Here is a 22,411-nt window from a genome sequence, read left to right as displayed (position 1 = left end):
TCATTTCCCGCCAGAAGACTCCCTCTTCAAGCGTGTGAAGGGCGAGAGCCAAACGGTAAGGGGGAGATGAATGGTCGGTTGGCATAAGCCAAAGTAATCTTTTTACAAACGTATGTTCCTTGGTTAATAATAACTATAAGAGGGGGGGAAACCAATGGTCGTAAACAAAGCTTATAAATTTCGAATCTATCCAACTAAGGAACAGCTAGTTCTAATCAATAAAACGATTGGCTGCTCCCGTTTTGTCTATAACTTCTTTTTAGGCACACAAAAGGAGAAAGATGCCTACTGGTATATTTGTGAAGAAATGAAGCAGAACGGCCAATTATCCTCTAATGAATGGAAAGGTTCTTTTTTGAATAAATACGCAACAATCAAAGAACTTCCAGATTTAAAGAAAGAGTATTCTTTCCTGAAAGAAGTAGACAGTATCGCCTTACAGAAATCGGTGGAAAATTTAGCAGATTCATATAGTCGATATTATAAAAAGCAAAACAAGGCACCACGCTTCAAATCGAAAAAGAATCCTATACAGTCCTATACAACTAAACATACGAATGGGAATATTGGATTGTTGGAAACAAAATCAAATTGCCAAAACTCGGTCTATCGTTTTGCTAAAAGCCGCGAAGTCGAAGAGCGAATCATCAATGCCACAATCAGGCGGAACCCTTCGGGTAAATATTTCATTTCCGTTTTAGCGGAAACCAATGTACAAGTACTTTCTAAAACGAATCGTTCGTGCGGTGTAGATGTTGGTTTGAAGAATTTTGCTATTCTTTCAGATGGTACGGTCTATCAAAACCCAAAATTCTTCCGGACGGTTGAAAAGAAATTGTCCAAAGCACAACGGATTCTTTCAAGGCGACAAGAAATAGCCTTGAATCAAAATAAGCCATTGACTGAAGCCAAAAACTATCAAAAACAAAAACGAAAAGTGGCTATCCTACACGAAAAAATTTCAAATGCCCGAATGGATTACTTACATAAAGTTTCTACCGAAATCATCAAAAACCACGATGTTATTGGAATGGAAAACTTTCAAGTGTCGAATATGATGAAAAGTCACAAACTAGCTAAAGCTATTAGTGAAGTATCTTGGTACCAATTCAAAAAAATGTTGGAATACAAAGCAAAATGGTATGGTAAACAAATCGTGACCGTATCTAAAACGTTTGCTTCTAGCCAATTGTGTTCTAGCTGCGGTTACCAAAATAAAGACGTTAAACATCTGAATCTTCGTGAATGGGATTGTCCTTTTTGTTCTACTCACCACGATCGAGATATTAACGCAGGACTCAATCTAATGAATGAAGCCATAAGGCTTCTAACCGTAGGAACTACGGGAGTAGCCGAATTAAAAATTGGCCGATAGGCTAATGTTCTTAGGAATCCCCCACTTCAATCAGACCATAAGGTCGATAAGTGGTGGGTAGTTCAATGTACAAGAACCCTTTTGTGAAGTGAAAAGAAATTTATAGTTTGCTGTATTAGAGATTAGAAGAAATGAGCCTCCTAAAAAATTGAGGTCTATTATTTTCTAGTCACCCGAAATATGAATTTCATCAATAATAGATGCACCAATGTTAAAGTGCCCCCTTTACTAAAGGAGGCACTTTAACTGAATCATACTGAAAATTTCATTTCTTACTCCTTCAAGTAAAAGCCTTTGGCTACTGCCTTAGTTTAGTTAAGCTCTATTAATTCCATCGATTGAACCAATTTTTAATTCTTTGTTTATTTTTCTCAAGAACTTCCTTCGATGTCCTATTATCTTTTTGTTTTTTCCATTCAAAAAAGGAAGCAATTCCGATAAGCACCCCTCCGCCGATGATTAAATACAGCCACCATGGCATCTCACTCCACATCGAATTCGTATTCATATAAATATTGAATAAAATTGTCCCGGTCCCTACTATGAAATACGATTTGTATTTCATCATGAATCCGAAGAGCAATGCTGATAATGAAATCGTTCCGATAATAAGCGCATCATTTAAGGTATTGCTCGCCATTGCATCGCCTATCAAGACTAAAAACAAGAGAAAGACAATTCCAATCTCGATATATTGCGTAGTTTTGCCTTTAACAAAGATTTTCCTCAATAATATAGTACTGACAATAAACAGTGGCAGAATCTCGGTCTCTACCTCGAGGACAGCAGGAATCGAAAATTGATTGATGATGACCCAATACGGATACAAACTAAGCAATATGGCGGCAGCCAAATAGATTTTTCTTTCCATTCGATCAGTCGTCGTGCTTCTTATCAAGATGAAATAGGCCGGAATCAGAAGTGCTACGAAAACTTCTAGAATGAAATGTACTGATCCACTCATCAGAACCTCTATATTCATTGCAAAAAGAAACAGCAACCCATATACCCGGTAAAAATCCATACTAAGGCCAATTTCGCTTTTCGTTAGTATCCCTTTAAAATATCTCTTGCTTAGTATCACCATTATGATCGTACATCCGAAAAGGACCGTGATGCCAATCGGAAGAGCTAACGTGTCTGCATACTTAATGATGATCCAATACGGATACAAACTTAGAATTCCAGCAAGCCATACATAGATATCTCTTTCCTTCACATTACTTGTAAAGCTTTTCATCAGGATGAAGTAGCCCGTTATCAAGAGTGATACAAAGACTTGCAGTAACTGATATGTCGTTTCATTCACTAGTACTTCTCTATTCATGGCCAGCAAAAATAAAAGACCATAAATCCGGAAAGCATCAATCGTTGCGCCTGTTTCTTCTTTCTTAATCAATACTTTGAAATAGCGACGGCTTAGCATTACCATTCCTAACATACAGATGAAAAGAACAATCAATCCTAATACAATCGAAAGGGTGTGAACATAGTTCATAATGCTTAAGAAAGGATACAGACTGACGATTGCGGCAATATTGGAGTAGATTTTCCGTTCATTTAGTTCGCCTGTAAAGCTTCTCAGTAATATGAAGTAGCCCGTTATCAAGAGCGATACTAAGACTTGAAGCACCTGGTATTTTGTTTCATTCGTAAACACTTCCACATTCATATCAATCAAAAATAACAAACCGTAAATCCTAAAAGGATCAATTGTGGTGCCTGATCCGTTCTTCTTGATTAGTCCTTTGGAATAGCGTCTGCTTAGCAACAACATCCCTATCATACAGACGAAAAGAACAGCCATACTCGTAAAAATCGGGAGTCTGTGCGCGTAATCTTGGATGTTCATAAACGGATATAGGCTGACGACAGTCGCTATATCTGAATAGATGTTTCTTTCCTTCGCTTGAATTGAAAAGCTTCTCATCAGGATAAAGTAGCTCGGCAACAATAGTGAAACGAAAATTCCTAGGATTTCATAACCTGTTTCGGTCATTAAAAATTTCACATTCATATAAATCAAAAATAACAAGCCGTATACCCTATAATAATCAATGAACCTCGTTTTACCTTCTTGTTTAATTAGCACTTTAAAATAGCGACGGCTAGCAAATACCATCACAGCTGCACATGCAAACAGTACAACTATCCCCATAACCAGAGGTAAACTATTTACAAACATCGCATAGAAAATGAAAGCGAGGCTAAGAGGAACCACAACAAAGTTCTGCCAATTCCTTCTTATGAGCAGATACCAGGAAAACACAATCTGTACAGTCACAAACCCCACCCAAATGATCTCCCGATTTAGTGGGACATCACGGATTGCCGTTTCAAATATCGAAACACTGACCGCCAAATGAATGAATGGAATGAGGTAATATTCCATGATATCTTTCCAGTTCTTATTAGATACTGCCCATAGAATGGTAATGATTCCTGCTGTAATCATCAAGCAAATCGAAGTAACAAATTTTATTTGTTCCACGTTGGCTAAAAACAGAAGCACCTGTAAGAAAAGCACTGAAAACCCAAGGTACGTAAAGACGTATTTTTCCCATTTCACTTTCGTACGCAAGGCACTTAAGATATATATCAATAGCTGCGTAACATATAGAAACGGCGAGCTATTCGTATGGACAATGAGTAAACATCCAACAGGTATCGCCACTAAATTTGCAAGATGGCTGGAGTAAAGAAAGTATAGTCTCCCATTTTTTGAATATTTCCCAAGCCATTCTCCTACAATGAAAAAGATAAAAGGACCAAACAACGCGAAACCAATCTTAAATATCACCTGGTTAAAATCAAAAACATCGTAAAGCGAACCATATAGGCTGGCACTTGTAATAATAACGGGCAGCCAGAATATATGTTTCCGATGTACATGAACAGACCATACGTTTATTGCAGTCGCCATAGTAATTAAACCTGTTACACCCATTGGATTCAACTCACTGTATGGAATCAGTATAAAAGCAAGGAAGGAAAGAATCTGTCCACTATAGGTAAAGACAGGAAAGAATATTGGAAATCTACTCTTTAAAGCGTAGGCCGCTCCGATTGAAATCAGTGCTGTCCCCATTAAATAAAGGCTGACAGTGATATTTGAACTGACCCAAACGCTACCTTCCAACAAATATGGATAGAAGGCAACCAACGCTAATACGAAAGAAATCGGAAATCCATATACGGCTGTTTCCATCATAGATTTTGTATCATCTTTTACATAGGTAATAAAGAAAAGTCCAGAAATCAGGACGAGAGCTGCACTAACAGCAAGCCAATCCATTTCAATCAATTTACTAGTTAATACCCCCACCATTATCATTGGAGAGATAATTAAGACACTTTGCTTAAATAGACTGTAGCTTGGGTGGCGATTATATAAATACAGCCCAATATACTTGAAAACCTGAAGCACGAATATTAGATTTAAAACAGTAGTAAACGAGAATTGAAAAGCAAAGCAAAGATATACAAATGCTAAATTAAAAACAACAACAGCTGGATACGTGAAGCACGTATTTTTCGATTGAAGTGAAACATAGACAAACTGAGCAGATAGTATCATAAGCGCAACAAAAATTTGCGCATAGTTTTCCTGATAAACCATCGCGTTTATATATAAAAAAACGATTCCACTCTCAATCAAACTGGTAAACATAAAGTTCTTAGATAACTTAGGCTCCTTTGCTTTAGCCATATAAGTCGAAAGCGCCATAAAAATGATTGGCACAAGTGCAAAAGCAATGACCATGAATTCATTGAAAAATGAATTATAAACAAAATGGATATATCCGTAAGTGAAGATAGCACTAAAAGCAATTTCATAATATTTCTTTTGAAATTTGACTGCAAAAATTAAAAACAAAACAGAAATGACAATCAATGTTATCGAATAAACCAGGTTACTTGAAAATAATGTCAAAATAACAAAGGTTTCCACAATGATTTTAAAAAGGATGAATTGAAAAATGAACGGTTTGAATAACACTAATTTATTCCTATTTTTCAACTGTTCAACATTCCATAAAAGCAATAGATTAAGGACACTAACCGTCAAAAACATCCACTCAATCGTTGGAGTCGCAAAAGCAAAACCGAAGTAACAGGTAACAGCAAACGTTAATATGGATATGATAATGAATATTTTTGACTTAAAGTAATCAGCAATCTTGAAATATATGCCAAAGCAAAGTAATCCTCCAAGAAAACCAAGTAGAGCCCGCCCTTCACCATTAAGCGATAAGTACTCTCCAAATATCTGATAATATGAAGCTGATAAAATCGTAATTGGAATAAATAATCCTGCAAGCGTCAGGAAAGCAAAAGCCGTCTGCTTAATTTTCAGCTTCCAGGCGATAAAGGCCATTCCCGCGAAAACGACGGATACCATTCCTATGAAAAACACCTTCAGAACCGCATTCAAATTCCCCCATGATGAGGTTGCCAAAATTAAACCTCCAAATAGAAGTAAAATTACCCCCGTGAGCAGGACGACAGAGATATTCCGTTCCCGGATTTGCTCGGGTGTTCTCTTTGGCTTTATTGGTTGAACAGGCTTCTCCTGCTTGATTACCCGCTGTTGATTAACAGGTTTCCTTTCAGGGATGCTCGCGATGACCAGTTCAGGTCTTTCTACTATAACTGGTTCGTTAGGGACATCCGAAACCTTCTTATCATTCATTATTGATTCGTCAAATATAGGTATCCCTTGTACTCCTTCTTGATGTGATTCTTCATCTATAACGAGGTTATCCTGAACCTTCTTCTCAGCTGCCTCACTTTTCAATATTGTCTCTGCTTTGAGACTAGCTTGCTTTTTTTCATTATCTAATCGTTTTTGTTTATAAAGGGCTCTTTGAAAATGCCGATCATACGCCCTGCTAATCCGTATATATTCTGTTTTTGGGATGAGCCGCCTTTCCCATAAAACTTCAAGCTCTTCTTGGAAAATCTGCTTCCTTCTTTCTAATGTCATTTCTTCATTTGAAGAATCATCCATCCAAAGATTCCCCTTCCTTCACTTAGACCTTATATTATCGTATGTATAATCTCTTTTAGATAATAACAAAGTTTTTCCATTTTTTATATATTTAGTATCCAAGTCGGATAACCCCTTAAATCTACCAAAAACCATTTCCATTCAATCGGACAAATTTTGCTACAAAAAAAAGATAACCCCTCAATGGAGTCATCCAAAATTTCTATACTATTTTTAACTTACCCTCACTTCTAACAATCCAAAAATAAACTATAATCGAGATGAAAATCGAGACAGCTGCTGTGACATAGATACTCCGATAGCCGAAAAGGTAGCCAATCTGTCCGAAAACAATAGCTCCTATACCAACTCCAAGGTCGAAAAATGAGAAATAAGTGGCATTTGCCATCGCTTTACGATTGGGTGCTGTTTTTTCAATCGACCATGCCTGCAAGGCCGGCTGAACTGAACCGAATCCGAATCCATATAGCACCGCAGCTATATATAGTACCGCTTCACTTGGCATCCAAGCTAACAGGAGCATACCTGTCATGATTAGCACTGTTGATGGCACAAAGATTGCCCGGTGGCCTCTTCTGTCATATAATCGGCCAGAGAATAATCTCGTGACCATGAGAGCCATTGCATAAAGCAAGAAGTACCACTGAATTCCACTCACACCTTTTTCTGCTGTATAAAGTGGCAGGAAAGTTGCGATTCCGCCAAATGTAACGGAAATAAAGAAAATAAGTAGAGATGGCTGCAGGGCACTTTTCTCATAAATATCAAACCTCTTTGCAGCCACAGCAGTTAACGGATTTATTTCCACTTTTTGATATCGAATCATCGATCCCATTATTACAGCAAACAATCCTAACAAAGAACAAATCAGAAACAGCTCTTGAAATGGAAGGACTGTAACTAGAAAAAGCCCCAGTGATGGACCGAATGCGAGTGCTAGATTGCCCGATAATCCGTAATACCCCATCCCTTCGCCACGGCGTTTGGCCGGAATTATATCAGAGGCGATGGTGCCTGAAGCTGTTGAAGAAAAACCCCAGCCGACTCCCTGTACAATGCGCATTAAAAATAACAATCCGATGCTCCCCATAAAACCGAAGGAACCCACGGATATAGCGAAAATGGCTAACCCGATAAGAAAAACAATACGTCTTCCTTTCGTTTCCAATAATTTTCCGGCAATTGGCCGAACAAGCAGAGCGGAAAATGTAAAAATCCCTAGGACAGCCCCTACTAGGCGATCGTCCCCTCCAAGCTGCTCAACAAACAGCGGGATGGTTGGCATCGTCATTTGGAAACCCATGAAAATACACAGATTTGCCAAACAAATCATGATAAAGTCACGTGTCCATATTTTATCAGAACCTCTTACCCTCTCATCCACTAAGGTTTCCCTCATTTTCCTTCACCTTCTAATCCAAATAGTTATTGCCAGTTTACTAAAAATAGATACAATAAGCGAATGATTTATTTCGTGTTCCTAAATAAAATTCAAAATGATAAGCCCAGCTTGAAACTGGACCAAGTTTTCTAATCTTCATGAACATAAAAGAATGATATGTACATACACAAAAATCTCATGATTTAGGAGTAATGTATGTTTTTACATTAGCGTTTATTCTATCCCCTAAGAAGCATATGGTATGTTACCCATCTGTATGCGCACTTACTATTTCTTTACTGGCTGCACCTGCCTTTCCAATTGTTAAGGTTCCCATAATATCTGCATTCACTAAATTCATTTTAGGCATCGTTTTCTTTGTCTCCATTTTTTTTTTTTAAGACATGCTACTTTTTCCTTTTAAAAGTTTATATAGACTGTGAAAGAAAAATAGCCTTTGACTTGTGAAAAAAAGGAGCCGAAAACAATGATTTATGAAGAAACCTACCGATATTTAATACGCCATGTATCCTCCAAGGAGTTCGACACATGTTTATATTCCCTCCTTCATATGGATTGGGATGGTGTGATTCAGAGTCCCCTCCACAAAATGGCTAAAGGGATTGGAACGACTGAAAAATATCTGAAAAAGATCATCAAGAAATTTTCATCCCCACAAGTTGGCTGCGGCCGAAAAATCTTCCTTCCCATTCAACAGGAGATAACAAAATATAAATTCAATCTCGGGCCGACAGGCAGTCTCAGCTTCAACAGTAAAAAGGACCGATACTGTAAAAAATACCGTTTCTTCTATAGTAATGCCTTCCGAAGCCTATCCCTGCCCTCCAAGAGACTCATGCTCATGGCAGCATTCAATATGTCTGTCAATAAATCTGAAGAAGTCTCGCTGCACTACGATGAAATTGTCCATTCAGAATGTTCCCTTTTCAAAAGACAGGATGTACTTGATGCCATGGAAACAGTTAACCAAACATTAGGCGACATGGTAACCTTCACTATTGCCAGCTCCGTTTTCACACGGAAAGAAATCATTTTAGCTTCTTTCAAAGAAGGAATGTTGAAGGATTATCTTGAAAATCGTACGGAGAGGATGTTGGTACGGAAAACAATTTATGAAGCAGGATTCCTTGAATATATAGAAGATAAAGTCTGTATGGAGCTAGAACGGGTCGGAAAATATATCTACCGTTCGTTTCTTAAAGCTGCACATGGACCTATAAAAGATGATTTGTTAAAACTGGCTCGATTTGTGTATAGCACTTCACTTAAAAAGTTAGGTAAAGTCCTGTCAAACAAAAAGCATCTATTAGCCGATCCAAAACAGGCTTCCGCTTATTTTAGTACAATCGTTTATAATGAAGTACTGGAACAATTGGCCACGTATGCACACCAGGCTGCCTGCATTAAAAACTTAATGGAGCGCGAACACTTGCACCGCGGAATTTCGGAGGGATCTTTAGCGAGAAATGTGGATTATATAGAAGTGAATGAGCATATTGATATGATCCGTGTGAAGCATGACAAGGCGTTTAAGATTCATAGAACACTAAGCATATGGTGTGAAGATTGGGTGATCTCACGCGTGAATTCTGTCATAGTAGGTACAGAAGATACTGATCAAAAGTCTATACGCGGAAAACAGCGAATTCTAAAAAAGGATCAGTCTATTTCCGATTATCTCAACACACTTAAAAAGCATACATACGAACAACTTGAGAAACATAGTACGATGTACCAAAATGTAAATAATAACGAATCCGTCCTAGATGTATTGAAACAGAAAAAAGAAGCTATACGATCCTATTTTGCTATCCAAAAAGATCATATGAAAAATTAGGATAAAATATGGCTAACAGAAACACTGGCTTTTGGGCGAGTGTTTTTTGTCATGCATAAAAATTCCTTTCTCCATTCCACTCCAATACCTATTCCCTTATGTAGCTGCCTCCCTCCCTTTTTCTGATTTTGAGGACTGATAATTTTGAAGTTGTTCTGTGAATTAGCTTTTCCCTGACTGTAGACACCCTTCATCCAGGTGTGCATTGAACTCTTTATACTGTGAATAGTGCCTTACATGCTGTGGATAACTAAATGATGCTCTTCTTTCCCCTGATAGATTCTATTCGAATCAGTCATACCAAGGCTTTCGGCAAAAAAGTTATTAAAGGGTCTAAAGAAAGGATCTAAATCACTTTACTAACAAAGGAACTAAGAATGGTTATGATTAAGGGGATGAATGTAGGCCCCCCTTTTCCTCATAAAGAAGATCATCTTTTCAAAGTAAAGTTTATGATTTCTACTTTCATAAAAAAAGGAAAATAATGAAGATACTCAAGAAACAAGAAGCTATTCCATGGTTTCACGAATTACAAAAGCATATGGAATGCCTGACCGTATTGAAGAAACGAAAAAAATAAAGCTCCTGCTTAAAATGTATATCCATTCCAAGGATACAAAGGTTTTCGACTCCAATGGATTTATTATCCATAATAAACAAAAAACTGTGGCAATTTTATTCCACAATATCAAAACCGCACCATAGCAAATTACCCCCGCTATGATAATATGAAAAACGAAAAGACTATCAGCACCTTCTATTATTATTAAAAACTTCGTTTTTTCTTCTCCACCTGATCTACAGATGATAGTGTGAAACTTCCTTTGCTGGGACTTTCACAGGGATTTTACATACATGATAGTACGAAGCAGCTTGCCTTTATCATCATACGTATTTGGCTAGGAGTGAAATTGTTGTTACAGAAGTTAAATCATTTTCTTGAAAAGGCTATGCCTTTTATCACGCCAACTGGTGTAGTGGTCGGCGTATTGCTTGCCAGTTATTTAGATTCCTATATATTCCTCGTCCCTTGGATTTTTGCATTTATTACATTTTCCGGAAGTTCAGGGTCGGATTTCAGTTCATTGAAGCGTATCGCTTCCAATCCCTTACCGATAATTGTGGTCCTTTGTATCCTCCATATTGTCATGCCAATTTGGGCTTGGCTACTTGGACACCTGGTGTTTCCTGGAGACAATCTGACCATAACTGGTTTAGTTCTAGGTGTTGTGATTCCAACTGGTGTTACCAGTTTGCTTTGGGTATCCATTTACAAAGGGAACACCCTGCTCACTTTGACGATTGTCTTAATCGATACGCTCTTGTCACCGATTATTGTGCCGTATAGCGTTGCTTTCTTCAGCGGAACATCGGTTGAAATGGATACCATGGCAATCATGAAAGGGTTAATCGTAATGGTTGTCATTCCTTCACTGATTGGGATGGTACTGAATCAGATTACCAAGGGAAAAATAAAACCGATGCTTGGACCGCGTTTAGCTCCCTTTTCTAAAATAGCACTTGGTATATGTGTGACCTTAAACAGCGCGAAAGTTGCTCCATATTTAAGTCATATCGATGCAAAATTAATCAAAATGGCTATTATGGTCTTCTTTATTGCCTTTTCTGGTTATCTATTATCCTGGATGGTCGGAAAATTCCTGAAGTGGGAAAAAGAAGAGATTATTACCGTCACCTATACAGGAGGTATGAGAAATATCGCTGCAGGAGCTGCTCTTGCCGTTGCTTATTTCCCTGCCGCCGTTGCTGTTCCTGTCATTCTCGGTACTCTTTTCCAACAAATACTCGCTTCCGTTTATGGTTCATTCTTAAACAGGTATTATCATAAGCCTAAGCCAGTTCAAGAAAATAAAATGGCTGCTTAACTGAAAAAAGCCGATTCCAACGGAATCGGCTTTTTTCTCGCTTTGTTGCTATTTTATTATCTCAATTTTCCCATTATTCGTTTCTAATTTAACCATGTTTTCACCTTTACCAATGACAACATTCCCCTCATATTTATTGAGAATATCGATTTTCCCATTATCAACATGAACATCAAAGGTTGTATTGGTCGGCTCCTTATCTGTTTTAATCATAATTTTGCCATTGTCACTTTCCAATTGAATATTCCGATCTAAGTCTTTTGTGACAAGGGAGATTTTGCCGTTATTCGAGGAACCTACCAGATTTCCCTCTACATTATTAAGATCTACTCTTCCGTTAGCAGATTTCACCTCTACTTTTTCGGTTACTATATCATTTAATTCAACTCGGCCATTTTGTGATTCCACGTTCAGATTCTTTATCTCCAGTTCAGCCATTTGCACTTTTCCATTATCACTTTTAACGACAAAGGACTTATAAGCCTTCTCGGGCACATACACTTTTAAATGTAATGATTGAATTTGAAACCCAAAGCTAAAGGAACGTTTATCTTTTAATTTTATCGCAAGCTTCTTTCCTTCCACATCTGCAGAAAAATTCAGCTTAGAAACATCCACACCTTTTGATACTAACTCTACACTAGTCTCAGTACCTGTCGTTGGGATAATTTCAACAGCTGCATTGTCAGAAATAACCTGAATGTCCGTTACCTCATCTGTAATCGATTTTTTCTCTGTAGTGGATTCCTTATCCGTCACTTGCGAAAATGTAAACAAACTGCCTACTACACCAACCAATAACAGAACAAGTGCAATAATCGATAATTTTTTAATATTAACCATGTTTCAAACCACCTTTCACAAGGGAAACGTTAAATTTCAAATAGCGAATAAATCCTTTAATTAAAGCACTTGTAGCGACAAACATCCCCATCGCTATGAATATTCCAATCCCGCAAAGTCCCAATGCAAAGAACAAATCAAATAATTGAAAGCTCCCTAAAATCAGATTAAGAAGTACGCCAAACGGAGCAAGAATGAATCCTATCGCTGATGCCCACCCTGCAATAACAACCCCTAGCAATGCAATAAAAGGTCCTAATACAATCACAATATTAAAAAATCCTAAACCAATAACTGCCCAAACAGCTCGCATGACATTTCCAGCGGAAGTCGTTTCCTCGACTTGACCAAGATGGTAGGATGCCAATAGTTCCTTGGAAATTTGTTTCGGGTTTCCAAGAGCTTCTGAAATTTCTTGCTCTGTTTTTCCTTTTTCCAACCCAATTTCGAAATACTCTTCATAATCTTGCAGGATATCCTGCCGTTCCTCTAGAGAAAGCCTTTTTAATGAGGCATCCAATTGTTTTAAGAATTCTTCTTTATTCATTGGCCCACACCTTCCTTGATTAATTGATTGACCCCATTAGAAAATTCGGTCCATTCTGTCAGCAATTCGTGAAGGTACTCCCGGCCTTTGTCAGTTAACTTATAATACTTACGCGGTGGCCCTTCAGTTGATTCTTGCAAATATGTCGTAAAATACTCTTCCTTCGTTAATCGTCGTAAAAGTGGATAAACCGAACCTTCCGATATTTCGATTTGATCTGAAATCTTCTGAACAAGTTCATAGCCATAACGGTCTTGCTTATCCAACAGCACAAGGACACACAGTTCCAAAACACCTTTTTTAAATTGTACATTCAATGTACCATCACTCCCTTCTAGTATGTTTCTAGTACTATTCATTAAACAGTACCAAACGACGAACAATACATCTTATGCAAATAATTTACCACATGGTACTATTTATTGCAAGGTACTGTAAAAAAATATTTAAAAGCTTACCCTCTTCCTTGTAATTATCCTATTTTTTTATGATTTGAGCTGACCGCCTAACTAATCAGAATTGTATATATCGTAATTTCCGTTAAGTGTAATCAAAAGAGGGTAAGAGAAAATTAACATATATTAATAGCTAACGGAGAATAAGTTATATAATAGAAATATATGGAAGGAGGAATTACTTTGGCAAAAAAAGAAATAACGAAAAAGCAGTTTGATTTTCTTGAACACGAACTTAAGTATCTTGAAACAGGAGGAGTTATCTCTGAGCAAGAAAAAGAAAAGATGCTAGATTCCTATGATGTGAAGGAGAATTTAAGTTTCATTACTATTTTATTGTCCATCGGGGCGCTTCTTTTAGGTCTTGGGGTATTAACCTTCGTTGCCAGTAACTGGATATATTTAAATAAGGGAGTAAAATTCCTAATAATAATTGCGTGTCTAATTGGAGTAAACTTCGCTGGTGTTAAGTGGCAGAAACGCTTTCCCAAAACAGCCCGGAGTTTACATTATGTTGGAATTTTGATATTCGGAGCAGGCATATTTCTAGTTGAGCAGATGTTTAACATTAGCATCAATTTCAACAGTTCCTTTTTATTATGGGCCATTGGAACAGTATTCATTGGTTACTATTTAAAAGACGTCTTCATCCTTCTTTTTACTTCCTTTCTGCTTTTCATTTATATTAACGGAAGTATATTCCTTGATGAAACGTCTTACCCGCTTGCTATTCTTGTATTTATACCGTTTTTATATGTTCTATTAAAAAAATTCGATTATCCTAAGGCCTTGGGCTTTTTTATTAACGCATTAGCCATCAATACAATCGCCTTATTTCTAATGGAATTTGTACCGAAGTTAGATTTTAAACAGTCGAATACGATCGTCCTTTCCATTCTGTTTGTATTGGGAATTATACTGGCGTATCTTCCATTTCCATCTAAATTACAAAGCACCACCCACATACAAGGGCATATCTTACATGGAATCACCGCACTCTTCCTTACCTTTGAATTTTCGATATGGTTCCCTATAGCTTATTTTATTTTCCTGCTTTACCTCATTCTAAAGGGCAGTTTAACCAGCATTGTGATAATATGTGCACTGATTTTCAGATACTATATTGATTCCTTTGACTTCCTGCCAAAATCGCTTACATTCATAATCGGCGGCATCATGCTTATTGGTTTTGGCTTCTTCTTTGAAAACCAACGGAAAAAAGGAGGCGATTTCAATGAAGAATAATCTATTCTTCCGACCGCTCATCGTATTTTCCATTCCAATCTTGATTCTTTTAGTCTTGGCGATTCCTCCCGTCTGGACTACCATGACCGGAGAGGAAATCAAAATCAAAACCGCCCCAGTCGACCCGACGGACCTGTTCCGGGGCAGCTATGTGGCTCTGAATTACGAAATAGAGACCGTTAAGCCTTCACAACTTGATGACTCTGTTATTTCTGAGTTTAAAACAAGAAATATGGGTGATTATAAAAAGGTATATGTACGACTAAAACAAAGCAGTGATGGTCTATATAAAGTCGATTTAGTAACGAAAGAAAAACCCAGCAAAGGTGTTTATCTAAAAGGAGAATTAGAAATTCCTTATGACTTAAAAAGAGCTACAACTGTTCAGATTAGATACGGCCTAGACAATTATTATGCATCCGAAGAAAAGGCTAAGGAAATGGAAACAGACGCTTTGGCTAAACCTTCAGTTGCTATAGTAAAGGTTAGAAATGGTAATGTTGTATTAACAGATATTATCATTGAGTAAGTGTTTTTCAACTATCCGAGACTAGCAAAAAGAGCATCAGATTTTCGATGCTCTTTTTGCTAGTCATATTATAAAGTATCCGTTATGAATATCAGAGCTTTTACTTAATGACCCGTTTAGCCCCAATATATCGATCTTTCCAATACTTGTCGCTCATTTTAACTACCTTTACACCTTTTGTTGTGGTTCCCACAAAAGTACCTTTTCCATTATAGATGCCCACAAATGAGACTTTTCCTTTCATGCCAGTTGCATAGAACACTAAGTCGCCTGTTTTTAAGTCTGTTTGCTTCACGGCTTTACCGGTTTTATACTGTTCTGCACTTGTTCTCGGAATTTTCATTTCTGTCGCTGCATTTTTATAGACATACTGAGTAAGCCCGCTTGCATCGAATCCTTTTGGTGTCGTTCCTCCATATTTATATGGGCTCCCCACCTGCTTCTCCGCTAAGGCGGCAACTTCATCGCCATAGTTGATTGATGCTGATGCATTAGCTGGACCGAAAATAAATGCTGCAACCAATGCTACAAGTGAAACAATTGCTACAAGCCATTTTGAAACTGGTAAACTAAGACTCATTCTTTTTCCTCCCCAATCTGTAAATGAAACACAATTTTAAATATATGATGAAGTTTTGATTTGATTCCTAAAATCATTTTTTATTTCTACCATCTTCGTTTATTCACCATAAATTCTCTAAATAAAAACAAAAAAACCACATGTTCCGTTACATAAAATAAACGGTGACATCTGGTTTCTTCTACATTTTTAGTAGAAAAAGGTTCGTCCAATTACTTAGGTTCCTCATATTTTCGAGCCTCATCACTGTCGCTTAGACCTTTAGTAGTATGATCAACCACACCGCCGACCCCAAAGAATGTAAGCGCAATAAAGTTAATAATCCCCATCGCCCCATTCAGTGCATTATCGGTAATGGTAAAACCAATCGGGTGGATAAAGTTATTAATGAACGCTGCAACCATTTGCGTTAATATTAAAAGCCCAGGGAGAAGAACTGTAAAAATAAACGTCGGATTTTTAAAACGCACTTTCCAGTTAATCATTGCTATGCCCCTTATTTATATTAAGCCCACTTCAGTTCATAAAATAGTACGGACTTGCTATATTTTATGTAGCTTGTCCTTCTAGTGTTCGGGAATCCTATGAAAATAATATATCGCTTTATACTTTGATTTCCTTACTTATAATTTAAAGAAAAAGCATGTTTTGAAAAAGGACTGTTCAAAACATGCTCTTAACTTATTTAATCAAATGATACTTTTATTAATACCTTTTCCATACTTCTTAATGAACGTACGCACCCGACTGTACTTTAAATAAATATTACGAAATAGAAAACTAAAAGTAAAACTTCTTTTTTTCCTTTTCTCAAAGAACAATCCCACTATTTTTTCAAAAAACGATCTTATTATTAAAAACTGCCTGATTTATAGTTGAAGAAGAAAAATTAGTAGCTAACTGGATAAAAAAATCTTCCCTCTATTACTCATAGGGGATTCTGTTACACGAATAGCTTCCTGTACTTCCTGTAAGTCATAGTGAGAGTCTGGCATCATAAACCTCAACCTTTTATCGTTTATAAAATTTATCAAAAGGTTAAAAGTTTCTTGCCAAGTTTGTACTGATACCTGTTGATTCCAATGCCGAAGATGAAACATTTTAACATTCACTTTTGTCCTATTTGAAATTTCCGCCCAATTTACAGGCTTTCCTGATAAAAGCCCGATGGTTAATAACATTCCATTTGGTTGAACACAAAAAGCTAACTCTGAACCATCTGTTCCACCCACAGAATCAATAGCAGCGTTTGCTCCACGCCCATTCGTTAATTCCATCACGGTATTATGTAATGATCTATCCGAAGTATTGATTACATAAGAAGCTCCAAGTTTAAGTAGTTCTTCCGTATATTTATTGTTTCTTGTTACAGCAATCAACTGAAAACCAAGAATTTTGGATAACTGAGTAAAGATACGACCAATAGAAGATCCGCAAGCATTCACGATTAATACATCATCCGGTTTCAATGCTAATACTTCTGTACAAGTAAGCCAAGCTGTTATCGGATTTATATATAATTGTGCTGCAATATAATCCTCAATGGAACGAGGTATAGGAACTGCCAACTCCGCAGATGTTCTAACATATTCTTGCCAAGTTCCTTCACCACGCAGAGGCAGAACACGCTTACCTATTAGTTCTTGAGAAACTGAAGGACCCACCTCTTCTACAATACCGACCCCTTCGTAGCCAGGAATGGAAGGTAAAGGGATTCGATGAGAATATACCCCACGAATTGGTAGCAAGTCAGATGGGTTAATAGGGCGAACTTTCATACGCACAAGGATTTCTCCATTAGCAGGTCGTTGAATGTTTTTACTTTCAACTTTCAATACGCTTTGCGGGCTTCCGAATTCATAGAACTTAATACATTTTGCTTCCAAAATAATAAGTCTCCTTTACTAAAAAATCTCATCTATATTTATAATATCACCTTTCACTAACCTGCCCTGTTCGTGACATAAGAAAAAGAGCTGCCGAAGCAACTCTCTTATTGAAGTAAAGCACCAGTTAGTTGAAACTTATTCATAAATTTTAAAATGTTATTATTTCTTAAATATCCTTAGATTTTTTTCCCTTCGATTTAGTTAAAGGAGATATAACCAATTGTTCGCATTTCTCATAAACCCCTAATAATTTCAGAGTCAAGCGTAACTTAGGAACAATAAGGTAAACAATTGAGCCTGAAATGATGCTTATAATAGCTCCTGCTAGAACATCTGCTGGATAGTGGACACCGACCCAAATACGAGAATAACCAACAAGGAAAGCCGGTATGACCCATAAAAACCACCATCCTCTTTTGAACATCCAAAAGGATACACAAAATGAGAAAAACAATATTGTATGGTCGCTTGGAAAAGAATTATCAACTGCTTTTTCAATTAATTTATTAACATTTGTCAACTCAGCAAATGGTTGATTATTGGAATGAAATTTTCCTGCTATCTTCCCGATTATTTCAGCAAATATAAAAGTAATGGTTGCACAAAGGACCATCATTCTACTCTTTTTATTTTGAGTAAACCAAATTACAATAACACCAAAAGCTAAGAAAAACACCATATACTCAGCAATGAAAATCATAGCAGGATTTAAGTATGTGTATTGTTTCCCTAAATCATTAATCATTCTAAATAAATTAATATTCAGTTCTAAAAAACTCATTTCATACCACCTTTTTTCCTCTTTTTCTTAAATCTTAAAAGAGGAAGAGATAAATCGCCATCGATTAACCTAACAGTTTAAGGTTCACATCTTACAATTTTGTCATATTTTTGTAAGGTGGTTTAGTATTCGCATTATAGCGTTATTCTTCGGGATTGAGTGGTTAAATAACAATAATATTAGCTAGCTTCGAAATTGGGATCATCTGATGGTAATTTCAATAGAGAACTCCAATAAATTGCTGTTTACTGAGACTAACTTCAACAATTGGATCAATAGCATTTTTGAATAACCGAAGAGTCTTACTGAATCCTCAGATTTACTTCCGATTGTAGAAGGAGGTTCATTATATATTCTTAATACATTTTTAATATAATTGATAATGTAAATCATTTTCGATGATGTTGTTATATTCCTTAGTACTTATTATTTTGAAATACTGGAGGAAAACATGATGATTGATGCTCTAAGACAAAACAAAAACATTTCTATACTCTTAGCTGTATTACGTGTATATATCGGATATACGTGGATTATGGCTGGTTGGGGGAAGATAGCAAGTGGACAGTTTGATGCTTCTGGCTTTTTACAGGGTGCTCTAGCTAACTCAACAGGAGAACACCCGGCTGTTCAAGAATGGTGGGTGGTATTTCTAAAAAATATAGCGATTCCTAATATAGAGGTATTTAACCTCTTAGTACCTTGGGGAGAACTATTTGTAGGTGTAGGTTTATTAATCGGTTGTTTTACAAAAACAGCAGTGTTTTTTGGAATAGCGATGAACTTTTCTTATATGTTTAGTGGTACTACAAGTACAAACCCACAACTTGTTTTATTGTCAATGTTTATCCTAGTTTCTGCTATTAATGCGGGAAGGTATGGGGTAGATGGTTTGATTATGCCAACTCTTAAAGAAAAACTATTTGCTAAAAAAACAAGAGAGATAAAAAATGCTGCTTAGTTTTTTAATACGTAAATTCGAAAGATCGCCAGTATAGGCGGTCTTTTTTGCATTCTTCTTGTTGAACTCCCTCAGTTAATTAAGTATTTCTTACGAATGCTTGCTTATTCGCAGGATTTCATCCCACTAGATAGAGTAAGAATAAGTGAATAAAATATCATAAGGAAAGGGAATTCGTACAAAGCTTTTACAGAAGCTAATTCAAGAATTACAAGGGTTATCGCAAGTTATTGCCGATGTTGAAATAGGAAACTAAGTCGGAGAAAATTACTATAAAGCTAAAGGATTTAAACGTTTCGAAGAGTTTGATGAGGACTTTATAGACACAAGCTAAGAACCAAACGAATGGCTTTAGAAATCTAATAAAAATGCACCATTTCACATTTTCCAGAAAAGTGTAAAATCAAACGAAACTTTTGTACGCTATACTCGTAATTAAATGAGGAGGTGTAAAATGAAAAAGTATCTAATTTTCACTATTAGTTTCTTATTGTTATTTACCTTATTGCAAATTTCATCTGGTCTATTTCTAACTGCTACATATACCCCTGATTTTTCAGAGTCATTGAGCATGAATAATACACTTTCCCAAGAAGTGATTTTTGTTCAAAGTTCACAAATACCTACATTAATAATTGCTGTTTTATCTGCTATATCAGCCTATTTCATTTTGAATAAAGTCGCAAAAAAGAATTGATTGAGAAGGACCTGCAAAAAAAGAGTGCGGCTTACCTCCGCACTCTTTTCGTTTACTTTTCATATTCAATCCTGAACCACTTTTTGATATTCTTCCAGAAACAATTGAATCTTTTCTGCAGCTTCTGTCAATCTCTCAGCCGGTTGGACCAAGGCCATTCGAACATACCCTTCGCCTTGTTTTCCAAAAGCATCCCCAGGGACGACCGTAACCCCTGCTTTTTCAATCAATTCATAAGCAAAATCGCGTGACTTCCAACCAGCAGGAATTTGAGCCCAAATAAACATGGTAGCTGAGGATTTAGGTACATGCCATCCTCCTTTTGCAAGACCTGTTATCAAGGCATCCCGACGGGCCTCGTATTCCTTAACCTGATCGGACAGCAGCGAAAGGTTGGATGTAAGCGCCATTTCTGCAGCTTTTTGAATCGGATAAAAAACTCCATAATCGATGTGTGATTTCAATGTACCTAAGATATGTAACGCATCATGATTGCCGACCACATATCCAATACGACAGCCTGCCATATTGAACGTTTTCGATAGCGAATTAAATTCAATCCCAACCTCCTTAGCACCCGGAATAGACATAAAGCTAATCGGAGGATGATCATCAAAAATTAACTCAGAGTAAGCAAAATCGTGAACAACCAGAATCTCATTCTTTTTAGCAAACGAAATAACCTCTGAAAAAAAAGCTTCATCAGCAAGTGCAGTGACTGGATTTCCAGGGTAACTGATGATCATCATTTTCGTTTTGTTCAATATTTCCACTGGGATTTGATTGAGCTGTGGCAGAAATTTATTCTCGGCAGTAAGTGGCATCGGATAAATGTTACCTCCCGCGAGTTTTACACTTGCTTCGTAAATTGGATATCCCGGATCTGGTACTAACACATAATCGCCCGGATTAATCATCGCTGTTGCCAAGTGTGCAAGCCCATCTTGTGAGCCCATCAGTTGAAGAACCTCTTTATCTGAATCAAGCTCTACCCCGTAACGCTGCCGATAAAAATAGAAAACAGCCTCATGGAATTCAGTTGTACCTTTTAGCGTATAACCGTATGAGTTTGTATCCTGTGCATATTTGACCAGCGTATCCACTACAAATGCAGGCGGTGGCAAATCAGGACTACCAACGCTCAAATCGATAACATCTATCCCGCGCTTCATCGCTTCCTGCTTACGAGTCGCCAACTCCGAAAAAATTCCTGTTGTGAATCTTCCGACTTTTTCAGATGGAGTAAAATTCATAATACGGATTCCCCTTCTTCAATAATCTTTTTATCTATTATTATAGCAAATCACTCTCTAGTGTTTTATACCGTTATTTAGAACTCTTGAGTATTTGTTGAAGGGCTGCATCGAGTTTATCAAATTTAAACTCGTAACCCTCCCTTACCAATCTTTCAGGAATAACCCAGCGACTCTTTAAGATCAATTCAGTTTCGGTTCTCATAAAGAAAGCTCCCATTTCAAGCATGGGTCTCGGGCATGGCAATCCTATCTTTCTATTCATGGCTTTTCTCAGGTAAGCCATGAACTCGCGATTTGTAACTGGGTGAGGCGAAGAACAATTGAATACTCCGCTCAACTCCTCGTTCTTTCTAAGAAAAAGGACAATGTTAAATAAATCATCTATATGTATCCAACTGAACCTTTGATTTCCCGATCCTTGATGACCACCTAGACCAAATTTAACTAAATTTTTATAAGGAGTCATTACCCCACCATCATCGCCCAACACAATCGCAATTCTTAAAGCAATTTGTCTTGTCTCAGGTAATTGAAATTCAAAAAATGAACGCTCCCACTCTTTGGCCACATGAACCGAGAAACCTGAGCCAATGATACCGTCATCCTCTGTCATTGGATTATCTTCAGCATGCCTATAAATAGTCGCCGTACTTGAGTTTATCCATAATGAAGGAGGATTTTCACATTGTTTAATCGCATTTCCGAGTATTTTAGTAGTTTCAGTTCGTGACTGTAAGATTTCTTCCTTATTCTTAGCATTGTAGCGACAGTTAACTGTTTTCCCTGCCAAGTTGATTAGCATATCAGAATTCTCAATTGATTCTCTTATTCCTTCGTTATTGCTCCAACTTATATGTGGAGATTGTCTTGAGATGATTCTTACCTCATATCCTAAACTCATGAAATGATTTTCAAAGTATTTACCGACAAAACCAGTCCCGCCAGCCAAAACTACTTTCTTCTTCATATAACCAACTCGCTTTCTTTCAAGAGTTAAAAGCTAATGCTTTAACTAGATATTTCTATTTTTGTGAATTTATTCACAAAAATTATATCACCCAATTACATTAAATGGTAGGAGTATACTCTTTTTAATTTAACGTGATGGATAAAAGAA

General features: G+C 36.9%; 20 protein-coding genes. 8 read left to right on the top strand and 12 right to left on the bottom strand.

What is annotated here, in order from left to right; translation table 11 throughout:
* The first annotated feature begins 154 nt into the window (after positions 1 to 154).
* Positions 155 to 1,375 carry an IS200/IS605 family element RNA-guided endonuclease TnpB gene (gene tnpB, locus RE409_RS03405; RefSeq protein WP_309558537.1) on the top strand — a complete coding sequence of 407 codons (1,221 nt, stop codon included), beginning with the start codon at positions 155 to 157 and terminating at the stop codon, positions 1,373 to 1,375.
* 325 nt (positions 1,376 to 1,700) lie between these two features.
* Here the strand turns inward: tnpB and RE409_RS03400 are convergent, their stop codons facing one another.
* The 3 genes from RE409_RS03400 to RE409_RS03390 form a co-directional block, all read right to left on the bottom strand.
* A complete protein-coding gene (locus RE409_RS03400; RefSeq protein WP_309558536.1) occupies positions 1,701 to 6,386 on the bottom strand; it encodes a hypothetical protein in 4,686 nt (1,561 codons plus the stop codon).
* A 202-nt stretch (positions 6,387 to 6,588) separates the two neighbouring features.
* Positions 6,589 to 7,785 carry an MFS transporter gene (locus RE409_RS03395; protein WP_201182850.1) on the bottom strand — a complete coding sequence of 399 codons (1,197 nt, stop codon included), beginning with the start codon at positions 7,783 to 7,785 and terminating at the stop codon, positions 6,589 to 6,591.
* 247 nt (positions 7,786 to 8,032) lie between these two features.
* Positions 8,033 to 8,155: a hypothetical protein gene (locus RE409_RS03390; protein WP_309558534.1), complete on the bottom strand. Its 123-nt coding sequence runs from the start codon at positions 8,153 to 8,155 to the stop codon at positions 8,033 to 8,035.
* A gap of 99 nt (positions 8,156 to 8,254) precedes the next feature.
* Here RE409_RS03390 and RE409_RS03385 point away from each other — a divergent pair, with 99 nt between their 5' ends.
* The 3 genes from RE409_RS03385 (at position 8,255) to RE409_RS03375 (ending at position 11,511) form a co-directional block, all read left to right on the top strand.
* Positions 8,255 to 9,625 (top strand): hypothetical protein, encoded by a 1,371-nt coding sequence (locus RE409_RS03385; protein ID WP_309558533.1) that lies wholly within the window; start codon positions 8,255 to 8,257, stop codon positions 9,623 to 9,625.
* A gap of 516 nt (positions 9,626 to 10,141) precedes the next feature.
* The gene (locus RE409_RS03380) at positions 10,142 to 10,330 is read left to right on the top strand and encodes a hypothetical protein (protein ID WP_309558532.1); all 189 of its coding nucleotides are present in this window, start codon (positions 10,142 to 10,144) and stop codon (positions 10,328 to 10,330) included.
* 209 nt (positions 10,331 to 10,539) lie between these two features.
* A complete protein-coding gene (locus tag RE409_RS03375) occupies positions 10,540 to 11,511 on the top strand; it encodes a bile acid:sodium symporter family protein (RefSeq protein ID WP_201222150.1) in 972 nt (323 codons plus the stop codon).
* A gap of 48 nt (positions 11,512 to 11,559) precedes the next feature.
* Here the strand turns inward: RE409_RS03375 and RE409_RS03370 are convergent, their stop codons facing one another.
* Genes RE409_RS03370 through RE409_RS03360 form a run of 3 tightly spaced genes read right to left on the bottom strand, consistent with a single transcriptional unit; the run spans position 11,560 to position 13,218 of the window.
* The gene (locus RE409_RS03370; RefSeq protein ID WP_309558531.1) at positions 11,560 to 12,354 is read right to left on the bottom strand and encodes a DUF4097 family beta strand repeat-containing protein; all 795 of its coding nucleotides are present in this window, start codon (positions 12,352 to 12,354) and stop codon (positions 11,560 to 11,562) included.
* Positions 12,347 to 12,901, bottom strand: coding sequence for a DUF1700 domain-containing protein (locus RE409_RS03365; protein ID WP_201182861.1), 555 nt, complete (start codon positions 12,899 to 12,901; stop codon positions 12,347 to 12,349). Before RE409_RS03365 ends, RE409_RS03370 begins: the two co-directional genes overlap by 8 nt.
* The gene (locus RE409_RS03360) at positions 12,898 to 13,218 is read right to left on the bottom strand and encodes a PadR family transcriptional regulator (RefSeq protein ID WP_056522239.1); all 321 of its coding nucleotides are present in this window, start codon (positions 13,216 to 13,218) and stop codon (positions 12,898 to 12,900) included. Before RE409_RS03360 ends, RE409_RS03365 begins: the two co-directional genes overlap by 4 nt.
* A gap of 321 nt (positions 13,219 to 13,539) precedes the next feature.
* Here RE409_RS03360 and RE409_RS03355 point away from each other — a divergent pair, with 321 nt between their 5' ends.
* Together RE409_RS03355 and RE409_RS03350 are read left to right on the top strand one after the other, a co-directional pair.
* Entirely contained in the window at positions 13,540 to 14,601 is a 1,062-nt protein-coding gene (locus tag RE409_RS03355) for a DUF2157 domain-containing protein (protein WP_201222154.1), read from the top strand.
* Positions 14,591 to 15,130, top strand: a complete 540-nt coding sequence (locus RE409_RS03350; RefSeq protein WP_201182865.1) for a GDYXXLXY domain-containing protein — start codon at positions 14,591 to 14,593, stop codon at positions 15,128 to 15,130. The genes RE409_RS03355 and RE409_RS03350 overlap by 11 nt, the downstream gene beginning before the upstream one ends.
* Before the next feature lie 100 nt (positions 15,131 to 15,230).
* Here the strand turns inward: RE409_RS03350 and RE409_RS03345 are convergent, their stop codons facing one another.
* The 4 genes from RE409_RS03345 to RE409_RS03330 all read right to left on the bottom strand — a co-directional run bounded on the left by RE409_RS03345 (position 15,231) and on the right by RE409_RS03330 (position 18,380).
* A complete protein-coding gene (locus tag RE409_RS03345) occupies positions 15,231 to 15,710 on the bottom strand; it encodes a C40 family peptidase (RefSeq protein WP_309558530.1) in 480 nt (159 codons plus the stop codon).
* 212 nt (positions 15,711 to 15,922) lie between these two features.
* Positions 15,923 to 16,195, bottom strand: a complete 273-nt coding sequence (locus RE409_RS03340; protein ID WP_309558529.1) for a phage holin — start codon at positions 16,193 to 16,195, stop codon at positions 15,923 to 15,925.
* 411 nt (positions 16,196 to 16,606) lie between these two features.
* Entirely contained in the window at positions 16,607 to 17,596 is a 990-nt protein-coding gene (locus tag RE409_RS03335) for a zinc-dependent alcohol dehydrogenase family protein (RefSeq protein WP_056522260.1), read from the bottom strand.
* 169 nt (positions 17,597 to 17,765) lie between these two features.
* The gene (locus RE409_RS03330; RefSeq protein ID WP_201182872.1) at positions 17,766 to 18,380 is read right to left on the bottom strand and encodes an undecaprenyl-diphosphatase; all 615 of its coding nucleotides are present in this window, start codon (positions 18,378 to 18,380) and stop codon (positions 17,766 to 17,768) included.
* A gap of 451 nt (positions 18,381 to 18,831) precedes the next feature.
* Between RE409_RS03330 and RE409_RS03325 the strand changes: the two genes are divergently transcribed.
* Together RE409_RS03325 and RE409_RS03320 are read left to right on the top strand one after the other, a co-directional pair.
* Positions 18,832 to 19,341: a DoxX family protein gene (locus RE409_RS03325; RefSeq protein ID WP_201254219.1), complete on the top strand. Its 510-nt coding sequence runs from the start codon at positions 18,832 to 18,834 to the stop codon at positions 19,339 to 19,341.
* Positions 19,342 to 19,795: 454 nt separating this feature from the next.
* On the top strand, positions 19,796 to 20,038 hold the full coding sequence (locus RE409_RS03320; RefSeq protein ID WP_309558528.1) for a hypothetical protein: 243 nt from the start codon (positions 19,796 to 19,798) through the stop codon (positions 20,036 to 20,038).
* 65 nt (positions 20,039 to 20,103) lie between these two features.
* Here RE409_RS03320 and RE409_RS03315 read toward each other — a convergent pair whose 3' ends face one another.
* Together RE409_RS03315 and RE409_RS03310 are read right to left on the bottom strand one after the other, a co-directional pair.
* Entirely contained in the window at positions 20,104 to 21,291 is a 1,188-nt protein-coding gene (locus RE409_RS03315; protein WP_309558527.1) for an LL-diaminopimelate aminotransferase, read from the bottom strand.
* Between the two features lie 73 nt (positions 21,292 to 21,364).
* Complete coding sequence (locus tag RE409_RS03310; protein WP_201254216.1) at positions 21,365 to 22,261, bottom strand: TIGR01777 family oxidoreductase; 897 nt, start codon at positions 22,259 to 22,261, stop codon at positions 21,365 to 21,367.
* Positions 22,262 to 22,411: the final 150 nt, after the last annotated feature.

This window comes from Peribacillus sp. R9-11 (assembly GCF_031345095.1).
GTDB lineage: Bacteria > Bacillota > Bacilli > Bacillales > DSM-1321 > Peribacillus > Peribacillus butanolivorans.
This window is presented reverse-complemented; position numbering and strand designations above follow the sequence as displayed.